This is a genomic window from Bradyrhizobium sp. UFLA06-24 (genome assembly GCF_054967145.1).
In genome coordinates this window covers 1-21,440 of record NZ_JADFUE010000040.1, presented here as the reverse complement: position 1 = coordinate 21,440, position 21,440 = coordinate 1, and the positions used below count along the sequence as shown (strand labels likewise).

Annotated in this window: 14 protein-coding genes and 4 pseudogenes; 5 read left to right on the top strand and 13 right to left on the bottom strand. The window is 58.2% G+C overall.

The window, feature by feature from the left end:
• Positions 1-3 precede the first annotated feature (3 nt).
• The 3 genes from IF809_RS26530 (at position 4) to IF809_RS26520 (ending at position 1,444) form a co-directional block, all read left to right on the top strand.
• Positions 4-537 (top strand): IS4/Tn5 family transposase DNA-binding protein, encoded by a 534-nt coding sequence (locus IF809_RS26530; RefSeq protein ID WP_441258665.1) that lies wholly within the window; start codon positions 4-6, stop codon positions 535-537.
• Between the two features lie 248 nt (positions 538-785).
• Positions 786-1,187 (top strand): hypothetical protein, encoded by a 402-nt coding sequence (locus tag IF809_RS26525; RefSeq protein WP_462838993.1) that lies wholly within the window; start codon positions 786-788, stop codon positions 1,185-1,187.
• A gap of 134 nt (positions 1,188-1,321) precedes the next feature.
• Positions 1,322-1,444, top strand: a complete 123-nt coding sequence (locus tag IF809_RS26520) for a hypothetical protein (protein WP_259227855.1) — start codon at positions 1,322-1,324, stop codon at positions 1,442-1,444.
• 63 nt (positions 1,445-1,507) lie between these two features.
• Here the strand turns inward: IF809_RS26520 and IF809_RS26515 are convergent, their stop codons facing one another.
• Genes IF809_RS26515 through IF809_RS26490 form a run of 6 tightly spaced genes read right to left on the bottom strand, consistent with a single transcriptional unit; the run spans position 1,508 to position 8,263 of the window.
• Positions 1,508-2,524: an FAD-dependent oxidoreductase gene (locus IF809_RS26515; RefSeq protein WP_375790956.1), complete on the bottom strand. Its 1,017-nt coding sequence runs from the start codon at positions 2,522-2,524 to the stop codon at positions 1,508-1,510.
• Positions 2,521-3,240 carry a class II aldolase/adducin family protein gene (locus IF809_RS26510; RefSeq protein WP_375790957.1) on the bottom strand — a complete coding sequence of 240 codons (720 nt, stop codon included), beginning with the start codon at positions 3,238-3,240 and terminating at the stop codon, positions 2,521-2,523. The genes IF809_RS26515 and IF809_RS26510 overlap by 4 nt, the downstream gene beginning before the upstream one ends.
• 1 nt (position 3,241) lies before the next feature.
• Entirely contained in the window at positions 3,242-5,911 is a 2,670-nt protein-coding gene (locus IF809_RS26505; protein ID WP_441258663.1) for an SUMF1/EgtB/PvdO family nonheme iron enzyme, read from the bottom strand.
• 19 nt (positions 5,912-5,930) lie between these two features.
• A complete protein-coding gene (locus IF809_RS26500; RefSeq protein ID WP_038937229.1) occupies positions 5,931-6,545 on the bottom strand; it encodes a hypothetical protein in 615 nt (204 codons plus the stop codon).
• 6 nt (positions 6,546-6,551) lie between these two features.
• Positions 6,552-7,508: a 2-hydroxyacid dehydrogenase gene (locus tag IF809_RS26495; protein ID WP_038937228.1), complete on the bottom strand. Its 957-nt coding sequence runs from the start codon at positions 7,506-7,508 to the stop codon at positions 6,552-6,554.
• A 17-nt stretch (positions 7,509-7,525) separates the two neighbouring features.
• Complete coding sequence (locus IF809_RS26490) at positions 7,526-8,263, bottom strand: iron-containing redox enzyme family protein (RefSeq protein ID WP_038937226.1); 738 nt, start codon at positions 8,261-8,263, stop codon at positions 7,526-7,528.
• Positions 8,264-9,425: 1,162 nt separating this feature from the next.
• Here IF809_RS26490 and IF809_RS26485 point away from each other — a divergent pair.
• A complete protein-coding gene (locus IF809_RS26485) occupies positions 9,426-9,581 on the top strand; it encodes a hypothetical protein (protein WP_157158170.1) in 156 nt (51 codons plus the stop codon).
• A 6-nt stretch (positions 9,582-9,587) separates the two neighbouring features.
• Here IF809_RS26485 and IF809_RS26480 read toward each other — a convergent pair.
• Positions 9,588-10,483 (bottom strand): annotated as a pseudogene (locus tag IF809_RS26480) (IS630 family transposase).
• 737 nt (positions 10,484-11,220) lie between these two features.
• Between IF809_RS26480 and IF809_RS26475 the strand changes: the two are divergent.
• Positions 11,221-11,535, top strand: a complete 315-nt coding sequence (locus IF809_RS26475; protein ID WP_080588789.1) for a GNAT family N-acetyltransferase — start codon at positions 11,221-11,223, stop codon at positions 11,533-11,535.
• 551 nt (positions 11,536-12,086) lie between these two features.
• On the opposite strand, the gene IF809_RS26470 is transcribed toward IF809_RS26475, so the two are convergent.
• From IF809_RS26470 to IF809_RS26445, 6 genes and pseudogenes are all read right to left on the bottom strand, one after another.
• Positions 12,087-13,181: a KamA family radical SAM protein gene (locus IF809_RS26470; RefSeq protein WP_049803171.1), complete on the bottom strand. Its 1,095-nt coding sequence runs from the start codon at positions 13,179-13,181 to the stop codon at positions 12,087-12,089.
• A gap of 1,332 nt (positions 13,182-14,513) precedes the next feature.
• A pseudogene (locus tag IF809_RS26465) lies at positions 14,514-14,747 on the bottom strand (IS5/IS1182 family transposase); the annotation flags it as partial.
• 486 nt (positions 14,748-15,233) lie between these two features.
• Positions 15,234-16,787 (bottom strand): annotated as a pseudogene (locus tag IF809_RS26460) (porin).
• 597 nt (positions 16,788-17,384) lie between these two features.
• Positions 17,385-17,791, bottom strand: a pseudogene (arfB, locus tag IF809_RS26455) (alternative ribosome rescue aminoacyl-tRNA hydrolase ArfB); the annotation flags it as partial.
• Between the two features lie 141 nt (positions 17,792-17,932).
• On the bottom strand, positions 17,933-19,297 hold the full coding sequence (locus tag IF809_RS26450) for a M16 family metallopeptidase (protein WP_014497898.1): 1,365 nt from the start codon (positions 19,295-19,297) through the stop codon (positions 17,933-17,935).
• Positions 19,294-20,637, bottom strand: a complete 1,344-nt coding sequence (locus IF809_RS26445; RefSeq protein WP_225895103.1) for a M16 family metallopeptidase — start codon at positions 20,635-20,637, stop codon at positions 19,294-19,296. The genes IF809_RS26450 and IF809_RS26445 overlap by 4 nt, the downstream gene beginning before the upstream one ends.
• Positions 20,638-21,440: the final 803 nt, after the last annotated feature.

The following is a 21,440-nucleotide window of genomic DNA, read 5'->3' as shown; positions in this document are numbered from 1 at the left end:
TCTATGGGGCTGACATTAAGGGATCGATCGACAAAAGGCTGTTTGCGGTCTTTGGACAGGGAATGTTGGATTGATCGAGAGAGTAGTGGATGCGAGTTTAGGGACGCGCGGCTCGGCGACAGATTCCGCAAACTGCTCACGCAGATTGGAAGCGCCATGGGACAAAGCATTCCGCTCGTCTGCCAGGATTGGGCGAATACCAAGGCAGCCTACCGCTTCTTCTCTAACGACCGGGTCAGCGAAGCGGACATTCTGGCCGGACATTTCCGATCGACACGTGATCGTGCCGCCGCCACTGAAGATCTCGTTCTTGTGCTGCACGATACCACCGAGTTCAGCTATCAACGCGAGAAGTCAGAAGCGATCGGCATCACCAAGAGCATAAACAGTGGACGGGATAAGGCAGGTCGCCTCAGATCGCACACCGTTTACCTGATCTCAAGAACGGCCTGGCCGGGATCGCCGTTGCTGTCTCTGACTTCGATGCGATGGAGCCCTTTGACGGCGACCTCGTCCATTTCGTCGGCGATGGTGTGATCCCCGTCTCCAGCCAAGCGGTCGACGCAGGTCCTGATCAAAATGAGTTCCGATCTTATCGCAAGATTCGCGTTCTGCCGCCGATCGGAAAGTAGAAGCGCTATCCCGCTCTCTGACCCTGACAGTGATCCATGCCGAAGGGCGCGGGAGGCCGAAAGACAGAAAAAAGATCGATTGGAAACTGATCACCGACCTGCCTGTTGGTTCCCTCACCGACGCCATCGACAAGATGGATGGTATAGTTTGAGATGGAAGATCGAGGTGTTCCACAAGATCCTCAATCGGGCTGCAAAGCTGAGGAGTCGAATCTTAGGACCGCCCAGCGTCTGACCAACCTGATCTCGCTCTTTTGTATCCTGAGTTGGCGGGTCTTCTGGATGACGATGCTCAACCACTCCGCCCCAGACGCGCCACCAACCCTCGCGTTGACTGCGACTGAAATCGGCGTGCTCGATCGCCTCGTCAACGACAAACCAAGAGCAAGACGGAAAACGCTCTCGTACTATCTGATCAAGATCGCCCAGCTCGGCGGTAATCTCGCCCGCGCCAGCGATCCGCCGCCCGGCAATACGGTCATGTGGCGCGGGCTGTCACGCCTCACCGACATCGCGCTGGGCGCGATGGTCGGAGGAGAATTTGTGGGTAATTGAAAGCTTCACCGGATGGATACACCTAGAGACGAATGGGCCTCCGACCAGAGAGAGTGGTCAGCGCTCGGCGCGTCTCACTGCTCCGGCAACCCACAGCAAGGCGCAATCGAGATCGACTATTCGGGCGAGGCGTGATGCGGATCCGCAAACGCCGCGCCCCTAAAGCTGCAGTCGCGACATTGGCAAGCTATGGCAGCGATGATCCCGATGCCGTCACCCCGATGGATCGCGACCCGAAACAACGCCTGATTGCGTGAAGATCTGAGCAACCGTCGAGCTTCACGCATCCGAAGTTGTTCCCGTCCAAGCTACAGGATTGATCAACCGATAAGAGCCGACACGGCGTTTGCGCATCCCCAAGAGAGACTAAATCCGGACCCACCATGTCCGTAATTATGGACGATGCATGTACCCGTCCCTAACACCTCTCGTTCAAGCCTGATGCCAGACGGCCGTACTGGTCGCACCCCGACCACGAGTTGTCGGGGCCGTCCGCTTGCACTATCCCGAACCCAAGGAACGTAGCGGCCGGCGCGGGCTACTACGTCTGACCACTTGATACTTTCGACGAGGTCATTCAGGCCAGCCTCCGCACTACCGCCAATCATGACCTCTCCCCCCCTGGGTATCACGTAGGCCATGCCGTCTGGATGGTCGTCGTCTCCAATATATTCGGTTGGCGATCCGTCATTGGATGCAACCACAAAGTATTGCCCTTTGTAGGGTTCAAAAGCTTCGTCGTTGACGAGGCTGGCGGCTCCCAATCCGGTGCAATTTACGACAATATCGTGTTGACAGCTGAGATCAGCCAAGCGCTCGACGTGCTGTCGCCTGAACTGCACGTTCCTCTTCTCGGCCTGCTCGACCAGCCAGTTCAGATAAGACGACATTTTCGCCGCCGGCGCCTTCAATCGGTACCCCCATTTCACAGGGGCATTCGAAAGTGAGCTCATGGAGCCATGGAGCGCGCCTTCCGGCTCATTAAACCTCCGCAGCTCGTCATCTGTTAAAAATGCGAACTCGGGTGGAATATGCGACCAAGCGGGCACATGCCTCCGCTGGGCTCTAAAGAGCTCAACGCCACGAATGATTTCGACGCCGGATTCTGGATAAAGACGGGATATATCAATCAATCGTTGCAGCGTCACCGAAGACCACTCAAGTACTTCCGCGGTTTCCGGGACGAGATACACGTGCCACACAGCCGTGGCTTTGACCGAATCAGTATCGGCTCCGAACTTGTCAGCGATGATCTGCACTTCATACCGGCTGGCTAGTACGATTGCAGTGGTAAGACCTACGACACCAGCTCCCACGACGCAGATCGACTTTGTCATCGGGAACCCCTCGTATTTAAGAGCACACGCTGAAACGCCTTGAACAATTTTTCTGCGGCCGCGGCACGATCTTTGCGCAACTCCGTTGCTGTCTGCGTCACAACATGATCCGGAGGCGTCAATGGAGATCCTCCCAGCGATAGAGCCAGAATCTGCACTCTACATGCAACTTCCATATAATGCTGCAAATAGACCGCTTCCTCGATGTTTGGGGCCACGACGAGGAGCCCATGGTTGCGCAGCAGGCCGACTCCTCCCGTCTCAAACAGTCCCATGAGCGCAGGGTCAATCTCTGCCTCACGGAACAGTCCCTGATACTCGACACAGATCGTTTCAGGAATGAGTTCGACGGCTGTCTGCGAGACTGGAAGAAGCCCTGCGGAGGTTGTGCCGACAGCTAACGCATTTTCGGAATGTGTGTGTAACGCGCTACCTGGTCGCGCCCGCACCTTATGAATCAGCCGATGAAGCTTATATCCGTCGGCATTCACACCCAGCTTTTCTGGATTCAGCTTGTCAATTTCATCGAGAGGAACCGTGATCCAGTCCGATGGCCTCATTTCAACGGCAAGAACACCATCGGGATTCATGGAAACAAAGGTGCGTCCTCGACCGTCGACCCATGCGGTTGAAATGTGATTAAATATTGCGTCGACGTAATTCAGCTTTCCAAGTATTCGCCATGCATCTGTCATCTTGGCGTTGACAAGGTGCATGTCACTGCCCTCGCTCAGCGACGCAAAGTCTTATTCCAAGATCTTCATATGCATTATATGGAGGATCAAAGCTTCTGAATGTTATTTCCGCCGCTTCGATCTCGGACGATAGCCACGAGGATCCGCGCGCAACCCGATCATCCAGGCCACAGACGTCTGCTTCTTGTCGGAATGCCTCCTCAGAGTATGGCTTTGCTTTTGAAAGCGTCCATTCCCAGACATTGCCGACGATATCATGAAGACCACTCGAATTAAACGGAAAGAGCCCTACAGCGCAGGGCCGAAGGGCTCTCGCCTCCTCGCTGTTTTCTGCCGCCCGCAAATGAGCGTTCTCGTAAGGAGCCCCCTCCGTCCAGGGATAGGGATTGTCTCCACTCAGTTGCCGGGCCACGCTCTCCCACTCGGCTTCTGTCGGCAGACGGACCTGTTGACCTTTGTCCAGTTTTCCCTCCTTGCGAAGCCGGGCGTCGATCCAGCTCGCATAGGCCAGCGCCTCCCACCAATTCACCCCGACCACAGGTTGATTGGGCCTGTTGTGTGAAGGCGCGGACCAGTACATCGGGGAAGATCGCTTTATCATTCGCTCGCATTGATCCGGGAAGTCTTCAGCAATCAGGCGCTGCCCAAGCACTTCACTTGTGAGGTGCGTCGGTGCGACGTCCCGAGCCCGGTTCAGGACGGCATTGCGGACGTCATCATCACCGCTTGCCCACGCCCATCCTTCGGCAGTCTGCCAGTGCTCCCGCTGCTTGTAGCCTCCATCATCCAGGAACTTCTTGTATTCGGAGTTAGTCACCAAGAACGCCGATAACGCAAAACGGCTTAGCATTCCCTTGATCGGTGGTGAGGCAGGAACGCTCGAATATTTCGTTATTCTGGTGATATGATTGGTTGATCGCCCAATCTGCCTGGGTCCGGTCTCTAGCCAGAATAGCCTCGAACTGAACTCGGCCTCGAGTCTCGGGTCGCCTAACGTGCCCAGAAGATCGCCGATCCGCATCCTCTTCGAGAATGGCAGCGAACGCCTGCTCAGCCACTTGAGCAGCTCGGATTGGGTCGCCAGGATTCTCTGTTTGAGGTCCCGCATCAAGTTCTGGCCATGCGTGACGGATACCACTTCGCTGAGCATTTCGGCTCTAGCCAGAGCAGCTTCGATCGTGCGGCTTCCAGGCCCCCCTCTCAATTCACCAACGAAAGCGTTTATTTCGTTCTTTCCTTCTTCGCTTGCCGCCCGCAGTCCGGCCCAATACCGTATCGGCGCATGCCACTTCTCGAGTAATGCGTAACCACGTCGCTGGGTGACCGGTCGCTTCGCCAACGCATAACCGGCCAGCACCTCGCGAAACACGTTGTGGGCGAACTCGTATTCATTTCGCCGCATCGGCTGCAAGATGCCATGTCCGCGCCGGATATGAGCCGCAATACTCGTGATGAGGTTTTCCCGGGTTTCGAAGGGCGTCGCTTCCGAGAGCCGGCACGTGTTCTTTGAGACCCGCCGAAGATCTTCGTCAGTCAGTATCTTTGTCCCGCCCTGTACGAGCCGTTCTTGCGCCGTGAAGGCGGCTTCCGCAAGCGCGTCCAGAATCCAGCTGCCATGATCGGTAACGAGAAGCTTCTGATCCCCGAACAGGTGCTTTTTCATGAAGAGTCGGTCAACGGCTCTAAGGCACAATTGACTCACAGACGACGGGGTATCCCGGCTCTCGTCCGAATAGATCGTTTGCAGGATGTTAAGCATCAACGGCGTCAAGCAAACAGCACCGAGCTCGGAGTTCGTCGAAATTGCATTGGCTACATCGAGCTTGCGCTTCTCCAGATCTGCTGTGCCAAGCCCTTCTTCTGCGCGAAGTCGAATCGCAACGTCGTGCCAGCGAACCACTGCTTCCCTTGCCTGTTCTGGCGAGAAATTAGAGATTTCAAACAGGGCCGCTGGCCTTATCTTGGTTCGATCGTCCTCGTGCCAGTCGGTCACGCGGCTGGTCACAATTGTGCTGAGGGCACCTGTACGGAAGCTTTCGTTGTTCGGGATGTTGACGCTTCGTATCAAGGAGGCAGCCTCAATCCGTGTTGGGATTTGGTCGCCGGTTCCGTGCGTCATTGGAAGCTCGTCCAGGCCGTCGAAGACCAACGTGGCGGTCTTGAGGGATTTTCCCAATTCGAGGAGCGCCCCTTCGTCCAGCACGAGACCAACAGCTCGCAGTGCACATTCTACGATCGCCCGCTGATTGGTCCTGTCCTTCAGCTTCAAAGACGCGAGTGGCACGTAGAACGCGAAGCGGTCCAGCTTGCCTGCAAGAAATTCTTGAGCAAATCTGGTGGTCAGGAACCGAGCAAGGGTCGATTTGCCATATCCCGGATGGCCAATCACGACCGCACATTGCTCTGTGGTTGTCCAAAGAGCATTTATATCCCGCTCGACATTTCGTTCATCGGCAGTTCGGAACGTCGGCGGCACCCATAGCTCGCGGAGATTGCTACGCCGGGCAGCAGCTCGACCAGACCGATCGAAGATGAATTCGGCAGGGTCTCCGTACTCCAGGCTATCCAGCTTGGCGGTCGCTGCAGCCAAATACTTTGCCTCGCCGTCGGCGAGTGATCTTCGAACGGAAGACGATGACGGCGCTACTCTGATCACTTTCTCTTCAGGAGTTCGCTCCCTTGGGGCATCCATCTGTTCCTCGCAATATCCTCTACGAATCTCGCATACGCGGAAATTGGTCCAGCGCCGCCAGACTCCCGGTCGCGGAGCGTCTCCAATAACCGCCTTCCCGAGACACAAAATACAGGACCGGTTCCGGGATCTCGCTCGGCTCCCGATCGTCCAGCAGCGGCACATTGAATGTGTTCTGGTTGGGCAAGATCGGCCTTTGCGTATCCACCAAGGGCCGGCCCTCAGCCTCGATCCGCCAAAGATAGATCGGCGCCTTTGTCAGGTTCTGTATTTCGAGATCCCATTGCCGACCCCGCACCAGATCTGTGACATCCTCTTTCACGAGCTGCGACGTAAGCCAGAAATAGACCGCCGTCTGTTCATCAATCGATTTCTGTTCTTGTTCCTTCCGATTTTTCCCAAACTGCCAGATAAGCGACGCCAACGCGGTCATCACGCCAAGAAACGTCGCGCTACCGGATACAACCTGGCCCCAGGAGCCGAATTTTTGATAATCAATTGCGCCGAGCCGAATGCCCCAGTAATTGAGCGTAACGAGCATCAAACAGAAGAAGAGCAGCAGCAGAACAGCTACCCAAAGTAACGCGAACACGATCTGGTCAGTCGTGCTGCGCCGCAGTTCAGGGCTGCGCATTTTCGGTCACCTGACCCTATAGGCGTCCTTGCCAAACTTGATCATGTTGATGATCGATGCGACCGCCCGGTTGGCCATCGCATCCCGCGCATCGCTTGTAAGCGAGGCAATATGGCCGGTTATCATCAGCCGCGCCGGTATGAGCAACTTGGCAGCAGCGGCGATCTCGGCCTGCTCGTAGAACCCATCGAAGGCTGCATAGCCGAGCTTTCCTGACGAAAGGGCGTCCAACAAAGCTGTTGGGTCAACGATCTCGGCGCGCGCGCTGTTGATCAGAATGAGCCCGGGTCTGAACCTGTCAAACTGTCCTCGCCCGATCAAACCGCGCGTTTCGGTATTGCCTGGTGTCATGACAATCAGGACGTCGACACTCTCCGAAAGCTCGTCAAGCGGCCGGTAAGTCAACCCGAGGCGCGCCTCCTCGGCTGGCTTCCGCGTTCTTGAGAAGTAAGAGACGGGACAATTAATGCCCCACCTCAGAATTTCAGCAATACGGGTGCCAATGCCGCCGAGGCCCACGATTCCGACATGCAGATTCGCCAAGTCTCTTTGTTTGTCTTCCTTCCCGGAATTTCCCTCAGAGTATGCCAGCGCGTATTGATGGATGCGGCGGGTCGAGTTCAAAAGCAGGCCGATTGTGAATTCGGCAACGGCATTGCTGAGAGTACCGGGCGTGTTGGTGACTGTGATCCCACACCTGTCAGCCGCATCGGCATCGATAAATGATTGATACCCCATTCCAAGAAAGGCGATTATCTTGAGTTTCTTTGCGCCTTGAAGTGCCTTTGCTGTTGCAAACTCGTCTCCGCCCAAGAGGTATCCCGCCTTGTCGGCCAGGGCCGCCGCGAGTTCATCCTCAGATAACAGATGAGTCGGATTCTCGACCACAAACCCCGCTTCAACCAGCGGCTTTAGCAATTCCTTGCGGACGCTCGTGCCAGTTACCAAGATCTTGTCTGACATGGTCACTTCCTTTTTTGTTAAACGCCCAGCTGCGCCTCGCGCAGCAGCTCGTCATAGTAGCGCACCCGCGCGCTGACGCCGTCCGACGCGCCGGCCAGGTACTGACGTGCGTCATAACCTAGCTTTTCAAGCGCGGTCGCCGCTTCAGCGATGAGGCGGGTATGCGCCTCATCTTCTCCAATGTTCGCGTGAAGGAAGCTTTTGTAGTCTGCTGATGGCAATGCGGCATCGAAACAAGCCTCCACGGCTCGGTATTCGGCGAGAAGCATTTGCTCATTTCCGACACCAAGAGCTCCAAGCGCTCGCATTGGGTCAGCCTCAGTTTGCTGCAAAGCCTCGATGAAAGATGCTACCGCCTCGGTTACTTTGACCGGTTGATCTGATAGCCCAATGGACCTGCACAACTTCCAAATGAGCCAGGGGTGAGAACGATCTGCAATCCCGCCACGGACTGAGCTGTGCTCGCCATCGACGACCGGCATCAGGAGTGAGCGAACGTGAACATTCGCAATCCTGGCAATCACTCGGAGCAGGATCTGCGAAAACGGGTTGGTGACGACAGCCTCCTGGCTCGCCCAAAGCGCTAGAGCATCTGGGTGATTCTTTGCGTACTCGAAAAAGGGATGTACCTCTATTCTAGCGCGCCGCTCAATCGCTTCCGCTTCGGCAATGAATGGGGCAATCGGCCAATGGACAATTGGCTGGAAATATTTGTCCACTGGAAACGCGGTCCTTGGCAACGCATCGCTATTCATAGCTTCCCTCAGCATTCCCGGTACCCCCCTCCGTGCGAGCTCATAATAGTATCAAAGTACGTATTCACCGCGATTTCATCGTCTTTCGCAGCACTCCAATCTGCTCAAGACTCAGAAGCACGCCCGTCATGACAGGTTGTGAGATTGCGGGCGCACGGCGCTCTTCATTTAGGATGCACTAACGCAATGGCGAGCGGCTGCGGGGCCCTTACAACAAATGCCACCTATTCGTCCAATACCGCCTTCCTGGTACCGGCCTTGCCCATCCCGCCGAGCCAGACCCGGAAATGTTCGCAGATGGCTGCTTGCAAGACATTGCGCATTTTCGGCGGATCGAAGCCCTACCTGCAGTTCGCTGCTCGACGGAGCTCTTTTAATTGGAACAACGACGAGAAATTGCGAAACTAACGGCCGAACGGCGCAGGAATTCAGCGATTTTTTAAGTCTTTGCGCAGCATCGAGGCCGACACCATCATCTGGAAAACGTCGCGAGCTCACGAGACCGCGGTCCCTAGGGGCGCCCCCTGGGATGTCGTGAGCCGAACCAGCTCCTGATAAGGAGCGGGCAGCGCTGGAGACCAGGCTCCAGGGCGAATCCGCCGGGTTCGCCTCGGCGCTCCGCGTCGCACTGAATGATCGACAGCTGGCGCGTACGAATGGCGGTTAGACACCTGGTCCAGGTTTGACCAAGGAGAAGGTTTCGATCGGGCTTCTGGCAACAGCTGCGTAACGGCGCCCCCCAAGAAGGCGCAGCGCAAGCATCCGATCAACAGCTAAAGAGTGGAAGATCGGCAACCTGTGCGAGGACGTAAAGACAGGGAATGACCTGGCTCTCTGCTTATCGATCTTTGAGAACGCATTGATGAATTGCAGCGGGATCTCGCGGCCGGCACGCGCGAGCGTCAAGAGATTAGATCAGACTACGGGTATCTCAAACGGCCCTGGATCTATGGGCCGATCCGGGCCGTAGGGAGAGAAGCCTACGTTCTACCAAACGGCTGGGCAAGCGGGAGAGGCTCATCCTTGGACCACACCATGCCCGGTCTCTGCTCGCGGTAGCGAAGGCCAGGGTTTAAAAAGGGGCACGCGAGCCGGGGTGGTGGCCGAGGACAGTAAAGTGGGCGCGTCTGCACGGGGCCCTCGGCACCTTCCCTGCTTTCAAATGAAGATAGTTGCAGATGCGCAGCGATGTGCCGCTGTATGGGCCACCATCGGCCAGATCTGTCGAGCCTGCGTCTCGGCCGTTCCTCGCCTCGCCACCGAGTTGCGCGAGCTCCTCAACCGGCACATCCGCGCCAACCGCTATGGCCGCGCCTAGAGCGTTTCACGGTTTAATAGAAGAGTATCCGGCGTTTTCGAAGTAGTTGCTGCATTCGTCGGGCTGGATGGTTGTGACGAGTCCGCCGATATGGCGACAAATGTCGTCAAGGGTGCGCTTCTGGGCGGAGTGCATGCAGTGCTTGATCTTGGCGAAGGTCTGTTCGATTGGATTGAGGTCGGGGGAGTATGGCGGCAGGTACCAGAGCCTGGCGCCGGCGGCTTTGATCGATATCGCCCGGCTGAAGCTGCGGGACGAGAACCTGCTGAACATAGGCGCGGAAGCATTCTCCGTTGATTGGACCGTCGAATAGGCAAGGTGCAGTGAGGCGGTCGCAGCGCAAGGCGCCAAGGAACGTCAACGTCTGCCAATGACCGTGCGGCGCGAAACTCCGCACCCGCTCGCCTTTTTGGCCCCCATCCGCGCAGTGGGGCCATGTTGGTCTTGATCCAGGTCTCGTCGATAAAGACCAGGCGCCGAGGATCGAGCTTGGCCTGCCATGAACGGCAACGCTGGCGTCTACGCGCGATGTCGGAGCGGGCTTGCTCGAGAGCGAGCAGCGTTTTTTTGAACCGCAGCCCTTCGCGGCGTAGAAACAGCCAAACGGCATTGTGGGAGACCTTAACCCCGCGCGCGGCGAGTTCGTCCTTGAGGGCGTGAAGCGTCAAATGCGGCGTCTGGCTGATTTCCTTGATGAAGGCGCGATGCGGCTCGAGGATAGGCTTGCGATGGCCACCCATCTTGCCGGGCGCCACCGAGCCGGTCGCTCGATAACGTTGCGACCACTTCACCACTGACGACACCGCAACCCCAAACCGCACTGCCACCGCGCGGCAGCTCTCACCCTTCGCTACAGCCGCCACCGCACGCTTACGCAGATCGTTGGAAATGGGTCGGACCATCGGATGCTGGCCTCCAGCCCAGCCAGCATCTTGAATCATATTCGCCCCAGTTCCGGAATCCCTTCCGATTCAATAAATCTGTGAACCGCTCTAGGCCTTCCGAAAACCAAGAGCAGGGTAGTGCTCAAGGCCAAGGCGGCCCGGCGCAGCCCTCGCTGCCCCGACGTGCTTTGCGGGGCAACAGCCATGAAATCAACTATCGACCTTGATAGTTTTCGAAGCGCAACCCGCCATATAGTCGCGCTCAGGCGCCGTAGCCTCATGAGAAGACAGTCGGGTGACGAAGAAGCATTCGCAATAGTTACTCTGCTGGCCAGCACTCTTGAGCAAATCTGAAACATGGACCGCTATTCGACTTCGCTGAACCTGACGTCCACCTCGAGAGGCCTTTAAGACACGGGAACGCGACGCAGCGCGGATATTCGCTCCGCTCAAGGGATGCTGTCGCAGCAAGCATGCGGGCAAGGCGACTGGCCGAGGATCAACAAGAGAGTGTAGAACGAGAGCACTGCCAAGCAGCTCCTGCATAGGTTCGCGCCCGTCAGTTCGATCGGCTTGCGTTTTCTCGAATCGCAGCCTCGTCAGAGGCTACGCTGCTATAACACTCTGTACGTAAGGAGAACTCATGCCGGACATCGTCGTAACGGATGTAATTGCCTCTTCCATGGTACAGGCGATCCGAGCGGCGTAATGAGGACTTCGGTGGTGTCATCACCGCCGTGGGCAACAGCCGGCCCATGGCCGTGGTATTACAGGATTCCCAAACCAAGCGCGCTCTCGGCGGTGCGATAGGACTTTCATCGGCAGGACTGCTGTTCCTGGACTCGTTCTTTCTGCCATGGCAATTGCGCGAAAGGGGTTTGGGAAACGCGATCTTGAAGGCATTTGAAGAAGAGGGCCGACAGCGCGGCTGTCGATCGGCCTTCCTTTACGCCGTCAATTTTCCGGATTTCTACACGCGGAACGGATGGAAGGCCTCCGGCCGAACGCCTTGCGACCCGCCCGGAGCATTCCGCGTTTTTATGATCAAGAGCCTGGAAGCGCGCTCGTAGCCTTCTGCCGGAGATCAGATGGATAAACCAGATGATTGCCCAAAAGAGTACCCCAAATCGTAAATTCGGATGGCTATGGTTCGCTGTTGTGACTCACAGCTGCGCGGATGTGGTCGCAAGAAGAGCGAAACAGACGGATGGCGTCTCGGAACCGAACTCCAAAATGAACTGTATGATGCAGGCCTGAAATCGGCATCAAGCCGAACAAGAAATGCACTTGCAAAGCTAGGAATGCGGCCTACTGAGCAGGGCTCGTCCCGACGCCGTACTCTCACTGGAACGCATCCCCAGCGTGGCACCGGTCAATTTGAGCCGTGCCCTAACGATCAAAGGCCGATATCATGTTGTCTCGGGAAGGGCCGGTATTGGGAGCAAATTTCTCCAGCTCGGCCAGACGCCAACCAAGGCCACATGTCGAGACTCTTGCAGTAGTGAGGTGGCGTGCCCTGCACTGCGCGACGCAGTTTCAGCCGGGCTTGGCCGGCTCGGATGGGCGTCGCCGGCGCGCTGCACTCGCTCGAGTCGTAATCAGCATTGAGCACCGTTAGATCTCATTGTTCTGGCAGATCGTCCAACCAGCAGGCAGCCTCGACGTGAGGCCGGGAAAAGATCTGTCCGATCTTCTCGGGAACTTTATTTTGGTGGTATCGCATGTACACGCGGCCATCGTCTGCCAAATCCAGTATTTCGATCTTTCCCGTGTAATGAGACATGATGTATTTGAACGTCTTCTCGATACCACTAAGGCGCTGGTTGACGCCGCGCGCAATCTCTATTCCCCGTCGGAGCGCAACCTGAAAATGGGATGCGCCCTTCACCGGCCTCGCTTGAAAGAGGTAGTAAGGGCGCACTCCGGTATCGTGGCATTTGGCGAACGTTTCTGCGAGGATTTTAGGGTCATCGTTGACCTTCGCGAGAAGTACGGCCTGGTTGAGGAACTGCACGCCTTGCGCTCGCAACGAGCGAACTTTGTGCTCCGCATCGGACGAGATTTCACCCACGTGATCGAAATGGGTGACGATTATCGGAGTTTTGCCTGCCTTGTGAATCCGCTCGAACAGTGTCGGCAGAGCGGAATCTTCAAACCGCCTTGGTTGATAGGCCAGCATTTTTGTGCCAAATCTGATCGAACTCAAATGATTGATAGGCAGCAGGTGGTCAAGGATCCTGTTCAGCTTGGCCGTACTAAGCACGAACGGGTCGCCTCCCGATAGTAGCACGTTGGTCATCTCAGGATGGCGAGTAATATACTGCGCGACCTGATCGAAGTCCGGTGCGATTTCATCGGAAGCCTTGCCCACGATACGCTTGCGAAAACAATAACGGCAATATGAACCGCAGCGTTCCGTCACCAGCAACAGGCCGGTCTGCGGGTACTTGTGCTGCAGTCCCGGAACGACCGTGTTGTCGTGTTCGCCGCTCGTATCCAAGGTGCCTGGGCTCTCGAACTCGTCCAGTGAGGGCTCTACAATGCGCTTCAGCTGATCGTAGTACCTGCCTTTGGCAATCTGCTCGCGATAGAACTTTGTGACATGATAAGGCGTGATGTTGTTGATCTGCAGTTCGCTCTCGCTAACTTCGCGCGTTTCTTCGATGAACTTCAGTACGCGTGCTTTGCAATCCAGCGGATCAGCTATGGTTTCCATTGCAACACCTCGTCCGTCCTGATCAGCGCATTTGATCGGTACGATCTGCTCGTCTACAGTACAGCACCAATAGTAGATCGATACCTACCTGGTGTGGTGAGGGCTACCAAATGCGAGAGTTGAGAGAGGCACTCTCGTACTCGCCGGATAGCGGGGTGCCGGGGATCAGGGCGCAGCGGCGTGCCTAAATCGTTGCCATTAGTCGACCGCGCGAGCATGCCGAAGGTACGCGACAAGCGCGCGCAAGCTTTGCCGCGCGTACAAACCCGATCGCCGCCTGCTGAAGCAAGGTGAACACCAACCCTGATTTCGAAGCGCTTTTTGAAACGCGCTCATCGATGATCAGAGCTCTGTTCTTGCGGGCCTCATATTCATGAGGTTCTTCACTGTGCTAGGCCCCTTTTGGACAGCGCCTCGCAGCCACAGGCTCGACCGCTCCATCTTTTCACTATCCAGCACAGATCCAGAGAACGCGGGCAGCCAGAACGCCTCGCCCCCGGGCGAGATCAAATCGGAAAGGTGGGTGACGTCGTCTCAGAATCGCCGCGCGACTTCATCGGAATCAGCACTGGGTTCCAGATACTGCTTGACCAACATCTGCGCGACGCGGTCCGCGACGACCAGAATGTCAGAGGACGGATGCCGCCGTTGCCTTGGGAATCTACATGCGCCTTACCGCTGGCGCGAAGTAGCTTCCCGACACAAAGCGATTCCGGGGATTGTAGAGGTTGTTTCCAAGATCCCGCGCAAATTCTCCAAGCTCTGACCATCGACGCCCGCCGCCTTTCCATTCAATGCCACCAGCTGGTAGGCCTCCCAGACCATACGCTTGATGATGGGCAACGGTTTGTCCGGCGTGATAACGCTCCTCCTGACAAAGCCTTGGCGTCCGATGTCGGACAGGGTAACGCATCCCCTTCGCTCCATGGCTATTGCAGCCACTTCAACGCTACTACAAGCTGCACCGCCCCTGTCTCGGAGTATTGGTATTCTCCCTCGTGGTGAGCGCCACTTGCGGATTTCACTTAACACCCCGAGCCAAATTCCCTCGTTCCCCATTGAAGCCTGTGATGAGGTCATGCCGCCTATACACCCCGTTATGACAGCGTCTGGACCCATTTCGATGCCTCATCGGCGGTTCGCTTGCGCTCATCTTCTCATCGCTCACCTGATGGCGTAGTCCGCCGCCTTTTTCCCCAACGCTCACCACTACGTCTCTTAAACGCAGCAGCGTGGGGTGGTTTGAAGTCCGCCCCTGCAGGCCGGCTCCGGGAGGGCAACTCCCGTCTTCAACACAATTGCGGCGGCAGATACGCACCAGCTATGAGGCACACGGAAATACGGGTCGCCGACCCAGCGCTTGCACAGCCCCTCATGACAGCCAGTAAATGTGCTTGAGCAGCAACGGCCGGATCATGAAGCAGGTCGCGATCCCGGGGTGACCATTCTCGCTGTAGAGCAGCGCGGCGCGATCTCGCAGTCGATCCAGTCCCAATCGACCTTGCCGGCGAGCTGAACCAGCTCGTGCTTCATATTGATGATCTGGTCCAGCCTGGCCCGGAACAGATCCCCCGATCACGTCGTACTGTGCTTCTTCGGTCGCATCGCCAACTCCGATGCGACGACGGAAGCACAACGGGCGACTCGACGGAATCTTGAGTGTTCTGTGAGGTTCGCGGGGCAAAGACCAGCGGCGCGCTGTGCCGCGGGTGGCGACCTCATAGAGGCCGGGATTGAACGAAGCCGCGATTTGTAAGCCGTATGGCTATAGTGCAGCCAGTGCGGCTGCAGGGAAGGCGCGCCTGTGGTCGTCGTGCGGTGGTGATCCTCTAGCCAAAAATGCTCCAGTGTGCAGGCCGCAGCTAAGCGCCGCTGGACCGAAGCTTCAGGGGCAGGTCATCGGGCGAATAGCGCGCAATCACCGCCCCCCAGCGAACATCGTGTGCGGCGCGACCATTGGCGCCAAAAAGGCCTCCGATGGGCATACCGGAGGCCTTTCTTTGGAGGTTTACCGTAGAACTACTTTTCTCTCCTTCCGTTCACCGAACAATCTCACCAATTGCGCTGAGCACGGAGCAGCAGACTAACCGTGTTTTGGTCCTTCAGCTCGTATGTAGCTGCGGGCTTTGCCACAAGTGGAACAGCCGCCGTCGTCGTAATTGTCCCGTCAAACTTTTGGTCGAGGTGAGTCCAGACCACGTCTGCCGAGAACGTAAGGTTCTTCACCGGCGTCCAGCGGGTTATAAGACCGAGCTGTGCGACATTGAAATCCGGATTGCACGTGGTGATACCAGCAGTCGGTGCGCCCAAGCCCAGGATCGCAGCGCAAACGAGAGCCGAACCACCGCTACCGTACTTCAGCTGAGCGTACGCGCCGTAGATCGCACTGTTCCAGTACGGATTCCAGTTGTGGGTATAAGCGCCCCGGAAGCCCCAAGTCTGGACCGTGGAAATGCCAGCTCCGGGCCCAAACACACCGTCAGCAGCGGCTGCAAGCCCAATGCTCTGGTAGGCACCCGGAACGCTGGTACCGCCAAACATAGCAAAGTTTTGCGGAGCCAAGCTCTGGAAGTTGTAGCGGGTAGCACCATCGGTGTAGACCGCTTGCATGTTGATGGTGTCACCGGGGCCGGTCGGAAGATTCTTGATCGACAATGCCAGCTGAGCAGCCCAACCCCATTTGTCGCCCGGATGACCGGTCGGCTCTGTCGCGCCGTAGTACGCAGCATGATTGTTATGCGCTGCGACCGACGCCTGAAAAAGGCCCCAAGCCTGATCGACGCGGAACATGCCCTGTATATCAGGAGCCCTCGTTCCGCCAAAGTCATTGGCGCCAAAGTTGCCAGAACCGAAGCCTGCCACTGACGTAAGGCCGGCACCGACATTATATAGGTTACTCTGGTAGTAAGCGGTCGGATCAACAGCCGAGATCGATGCGGTGATGCCCTCGCCGAAGTCTGCGGTGTAGGTAAGCTGGTTTACTCCAGTCACTGTGCCGCCGCCGCCGACCAGACCGTCGAAGTTGTTGCCAGGGTAATTAGTCCAAGGCGCGTCGAACTGCGAGACGGCCTTACCTATGGTGAACCCAGCGAATTGGATGAAGGCGTAGTACACGCCAAGCGTGCCGCCAGCAACCGCGCCCGCATTGGCGTTGCTCGGCGCACCAACGCCCGTGCTGCCAAGCTGTGAGTACACCGTAGCACCGGCAGTAGTACCACTTCCCGAGTATGCGTCGGTTGTCCAACTGAACGTCGCGTCAAAGAACGTGCGGACCACGCCGTACTCGGTCGCGGTGCGCGTATCGATGTTGAAGTCTTCGCGCGCCTTAGTGAAGTAGTAGTTCGTCAGGCGGTTCTGAGCACCCTGAACACCACTGTAGTTACCGTTAAATACGCTCGCACTGAGAGACGTTTCTGCACGCAGGTAACCACCCAACTTGATGCAGGTATCAGTGCCCGGGATGTAGTAGAACCCGGCGCCGTACAGGGAGCAAATCTTCACAAACTCGACGGCTTTTGCCTTTACTGGTAGGTCGGCCGCCTAAGCCGTCCCCATGCCGATCAATCCGGCGGTTGAGCCGAAAAGAACGCTCCTCACGTTAATCATGTATTAGACCTCCAAGTTGCCTCAACTCAAAAGAAGTCGGCTCGACGTTTTCCGACGACTACCAACTGCTTTCGCCCCCAATTCATCCTTGACTTGCGGGGCCACCTCGAACGCCACCGATCGATTGACCAGCTGACTAGCGTCGCGATACGGATGATTCCGCTCTCGCCAAACAATGCCTGATCGAGCTCGTGAACGGCGCACTAACTTTGTACGAAACAAACAAACACGCGGGTTGGCTTCACAGCTGTGATCAATTGGAGGCACAACCGTCCGATCCGTACATAGAGTCGCAACGAGTGACTCGAAAACTCGCTGTGCGCGACAGCATTGCAGAGCGCCAGTGCGGTGATGAGTGGGCCTGGATCTGAGCGACCTATTGCGGAGCTCTTCGCACCACTCGCGGCGCCAGCATGGTGATCGCGATCACTACCAGCTGACGCTATCTGCACGTGGATCGGGTTTTTTGACCACAGAGCACGGTGCGATGGGTACCTACCAAGTGGCGGGATCTTACCGATATCGAGGTCGGGTCGGCCCCGCGGCGTGATCGGCAATCGACAGCCCAGTTTGCTGCAGACACGCTGGCGCAACCACGAAGCCGCGACCGCGCTTTGCCTTGATGTCACTACGGCGCCTCTTGCCTTCGAGACGGCGCTGCTTGGAGGCGAAGGTCGACCGCTTCGCGTGGCGCGGCCTCGGCCGCGCCACGGCCTTTTTGAGGATTTCCACGAGGCAGCCGACGGCGTCTTGGCGGTTGCGCTCCTGGGTGCGGAAGCGCTGGGCGTGGATCACGATGACGCCGCCCTTGGTCATGCGCTGGCCGGCGATGCGGGCGAGCCGGATCGCGGCATCCTCGGGCAAGGTTAGCTTGCGCGTGTCGAAGCGCAGCTGGGCCGAGGTCGAGACCTTGTTGACGTTCTGCCCGCCCGGGCCGGAGGCGCGGACAAAGCCGATCTCGAGTCGTCCTCGTCGATGACGAGTTCGCGGGATATCCGCAGCATGATGGCACCGTTCGTGATGTCCGGACATATCGCGGACGTCCACGTTCGGCAAATGGCGGTCATGGGAAATGCAAATGGCCGGGGCGGGCCCGGCCATTTCAGGAAGCAAGAAGCGGTCAGTTCGACTGCTAGTTCGAATTGCTAATTCGACTTGGGCGACGTGGCCGCCGGTTGCGCGGCGGCCTGCGGGGCGCGGCCGACGACGACCGTCAGCAGGCCCTGGCCCCAGAGCCGCTCGGCGGCGACCTTGGCATCATCCAGCGTCACCGCATCGACGAGGGCATTGCGCTTCTCGATATAGTCGATCGGCAGCTTGTCCTGCTGGTACTGCAGCAGCGCCTGGGCGAGCTTGGAGGAGGTGTCGAGCGCCAGCATCTGCGAGCCCTTGAGGTAGGACTTGGCCTCGTCGAGCTCCTTCTGCGTCGGGCCCTCCTCGGCGATGCGGCGTACCTCCTTCTCGATGGCGTCGATGGTGTCGCCGGCACGGTCGGCGCGGGTGCCGGTATTGCCGATAACGACCGCCGAATGCTCCATCCAGAGCAGCGATTCGAACACCGAATAGGCGAGGCCACGCTTCTCGCGCACCTCGCGATAGAGCCGCGACGACAGTCCGCCGCCGCCGAGGATGTGGTTGACGACATCGGCCGCCATGAAGTTGGGATCGCTGCGCTTCACGCCGGGGCCACCGAAGGTGATGACGGTCTGCGGCACGTCCAGTGGAACGAAGGCGCGCTGTGGCGGCTTGGCCGCCTCGATGTCGGGAACCGGCGTGAGTTTGGCTTTTGCGGGCAGGCTGCCAAAAGTGTGGTCGAGCAGCTTGCCGAGGGTCTCGGGATCGACGTCGCCGACCACCGCGATCTTCAGCCCATCCTTGGCGAGCACGCGGCCGACATAATCCTTCAGATCGGCGACCGTGAGGGTCGGCACGCTGTCCAGCGTGCCATTGGTCTGCCGGCCATAGGGATGGTCGCCGAACGCGACCTCCAGGAATTTGCGGCTCGCCAGCGACGACGGATTGGTGGTCTCGCGGCGCAGGCCCGAGATCACCTGTGAGCGGATGCGCTCGACGTCGGCGGTGTCGAAATGCGGCGAGGTCAGCGCGCTCCTGAGCAGGTCGAAGGCCTCGTCCTTGTTGTCGCGCAGCATCCGCAGGCTGCCGCGGAACGTATCGCGGGTGGCGCTGAAGGAGAGCTCGATGGCGCGGCGGTCGAGCCGCTCATGGAAAGTCTTGGAGTCGAGATCGCCGGAGCCTTCGTCGAGGAGGTCACCGACCAGATTGGCGACGCCGGACTTGTCCCTGGGGTCCTGCGCCGAGCCGCCGGCAAAGGAATATTCCATGGCGATCAGCGGCACCGTCGCATCCTGTACGAACCAGGCTTCGATGCCGCCCGGCGAAGTGAGGTGCTGGATTTTTGCGGCCGCCTGTGACGGCGAGACCGTAGCCAGCGCGAGCGCCGCGCCGGTGGCAAGCGAGAATGCAACGCGTCGAAGGAAGGGATAGGTCACGAACGCTTCTCCTCGCGCTTGGCGGCACTGGTGTCCTTGATCAGATAGCCCGTCACCGAACGTTTCTTCTCGAGCCATTTCTGCGCGACGGCGCGCACCTGTTCGGCGGTGACCGCGCGGATGCGGTCCGGCCAACTCCTGATGTCCTCGATCGACAGGCCTGTGGTCAGGGCGCCGCCATACCAGCTCGCCAGCACGGCCTGATCGTCCTGGGCGTAGATCGCTTCCGCAATGAGCTGGGTCTTCACCCGCTCCAGGTCCTCGGCGCGGATCGGGTTCTGCGCGATGTCTGCGATGACGCCGTCGATCACCTGCTCGACCTCGGCAAAGCTGACGCCGGGCTTCGGCGCGGCCGAGATCGAGAACTGGGTCGGGTCGAGCGAGATGCTCGAATAGCTGGCGCTGGCGGAGACCGCGAGCGGCTTGTCGACCACGAGGGCGCGGTAGAGATAGGAATTGCTGCCGCTGCCCATCAGCTGCGCCAGCACGTCGAGGGCTGCGCTCTCGCCGGCTGCGGCCGTCGTTGCGGAAGGTGCCAGATAGTAGCGGCGCAGGCTCGGCTGCTCCACGAGCGGGTCGGCCAGCGTGACGGTGCGCGGGGCGGCGGGCTCGGGCTCCTGCGGGCGCACGCGGCGCGCCGGTATCGCGGGCTGGGCCGGAATGGCGCCGAAATTGCGCTCGACCAGCGGACGGATGTCGGCGGCTTCCACGTCGCCGGCGATCACCAGGATCGCGTTGTTCGGCGCGTAGAAGCGGCGGTAGAAGGCCAGCGCGTCCTCGCGATCGAGCTTCTCGATCTCTTGCCGCCAACCGATGATCGGCCGTCCATAGGGGTGATTGAGATAGAGCGCTCTCTCGATCTGTTCGTTCAACCGCGCTCCGGGGCTGTTGGCGACCCGCATGTTGTACTCTTCGAGCACGACGTCGCGTTCCGGCAGCACGTCCTCATTCTTGAGGATCAGGCCGGTCATGCGATCGGCCTCGAACTCCATCATGGTCGGCAACTGCTCCTTCGGCACGCGCTGGTAGTAGTTGGTGCCGTCGACCGAGGTCGAGGCGTTATCGTTGCCGCCGACCCGAAACACGTTTTGGGAGAATTCGCCGAGCGGGTGCTTCTCCGTGCCCTTAAACATCAGGTGTTCGAGAAAATGGGCGAGCCCGGATTTGCCCGGCTCCTCATCTGCGGAGCCCACTTTGTACCAGATCATCTGCGTCACCACCGGTGTCCGATGGTCAGGGATTACGACCACCTGCAGGCCGTTGCCAAGCGTAAAGCTGGTGAGGGGCATGGACTTCGCAAGAGTCTCGGCTGAGGCGCCATCTATTAAGAAGGCGCGCATCAGCACCAGTGCTAGAACGCAAACGACCGTTCGAGGTGAGGACGTCGGCAGCATTGACAGCAGTCGCTGTCGAATTTTCGAAAGGAAAGACCGATCGTGCGGCCGATTGGATGCGGCATCATTATCAATATCGTTCGTCAGCTGCGGGATCGGGACGGCTTTTTGCAAGCTACATTGCATTTCGGTCTGGATGAGGAATGAGGTCATCATCGAAGTCATCTAGAGGATGCTCCATGCTTTTGGCTATCAATCGACAGATCGCGCTTGCTCCAGGGGATACCATCGGCCGGCGCGTCGGCGGCTAACCCAAAAGCATCAGTCGTGCCAAAGAAGAAACTGTTTAAATTACAGCGTGGTCACCCGAAGCACTCTGTCCGTATCTTTACACATCGTCGTACATCAGACACGGTGTGGCTATCTAGGGACCCCTCTTTTGCGGACCCGCTTGGCGTTACTGGTGCCGACCACTATGTGTAGCAGGAGACTCTAGAATGGCATGATCGAGTGCATGGGTGGCCGCGATCAGCGCCAGTCCGAGAGCTTGTGCAAGGTCCCCGTGCAGTGCCACAAGCGCGCGAGTTTTCATGCGCTAGACTAAACATGCGATGGCAATTCCTCGTGACGTCGAGGGGACAGTTTTGCACCGCGCGCGACATCAAGCATTCACGTGTCGAAAATCGTCGCGATGTTTCTTTTTCTGATAAAAGCGGCGGCATTTGTGAATGCGTATAGCGCGACGATCTGGGTCGGAAGAGCGCGGCGATCAGGATGGCGAGTCAGTGTCGCGGCGCGATGATGATCGC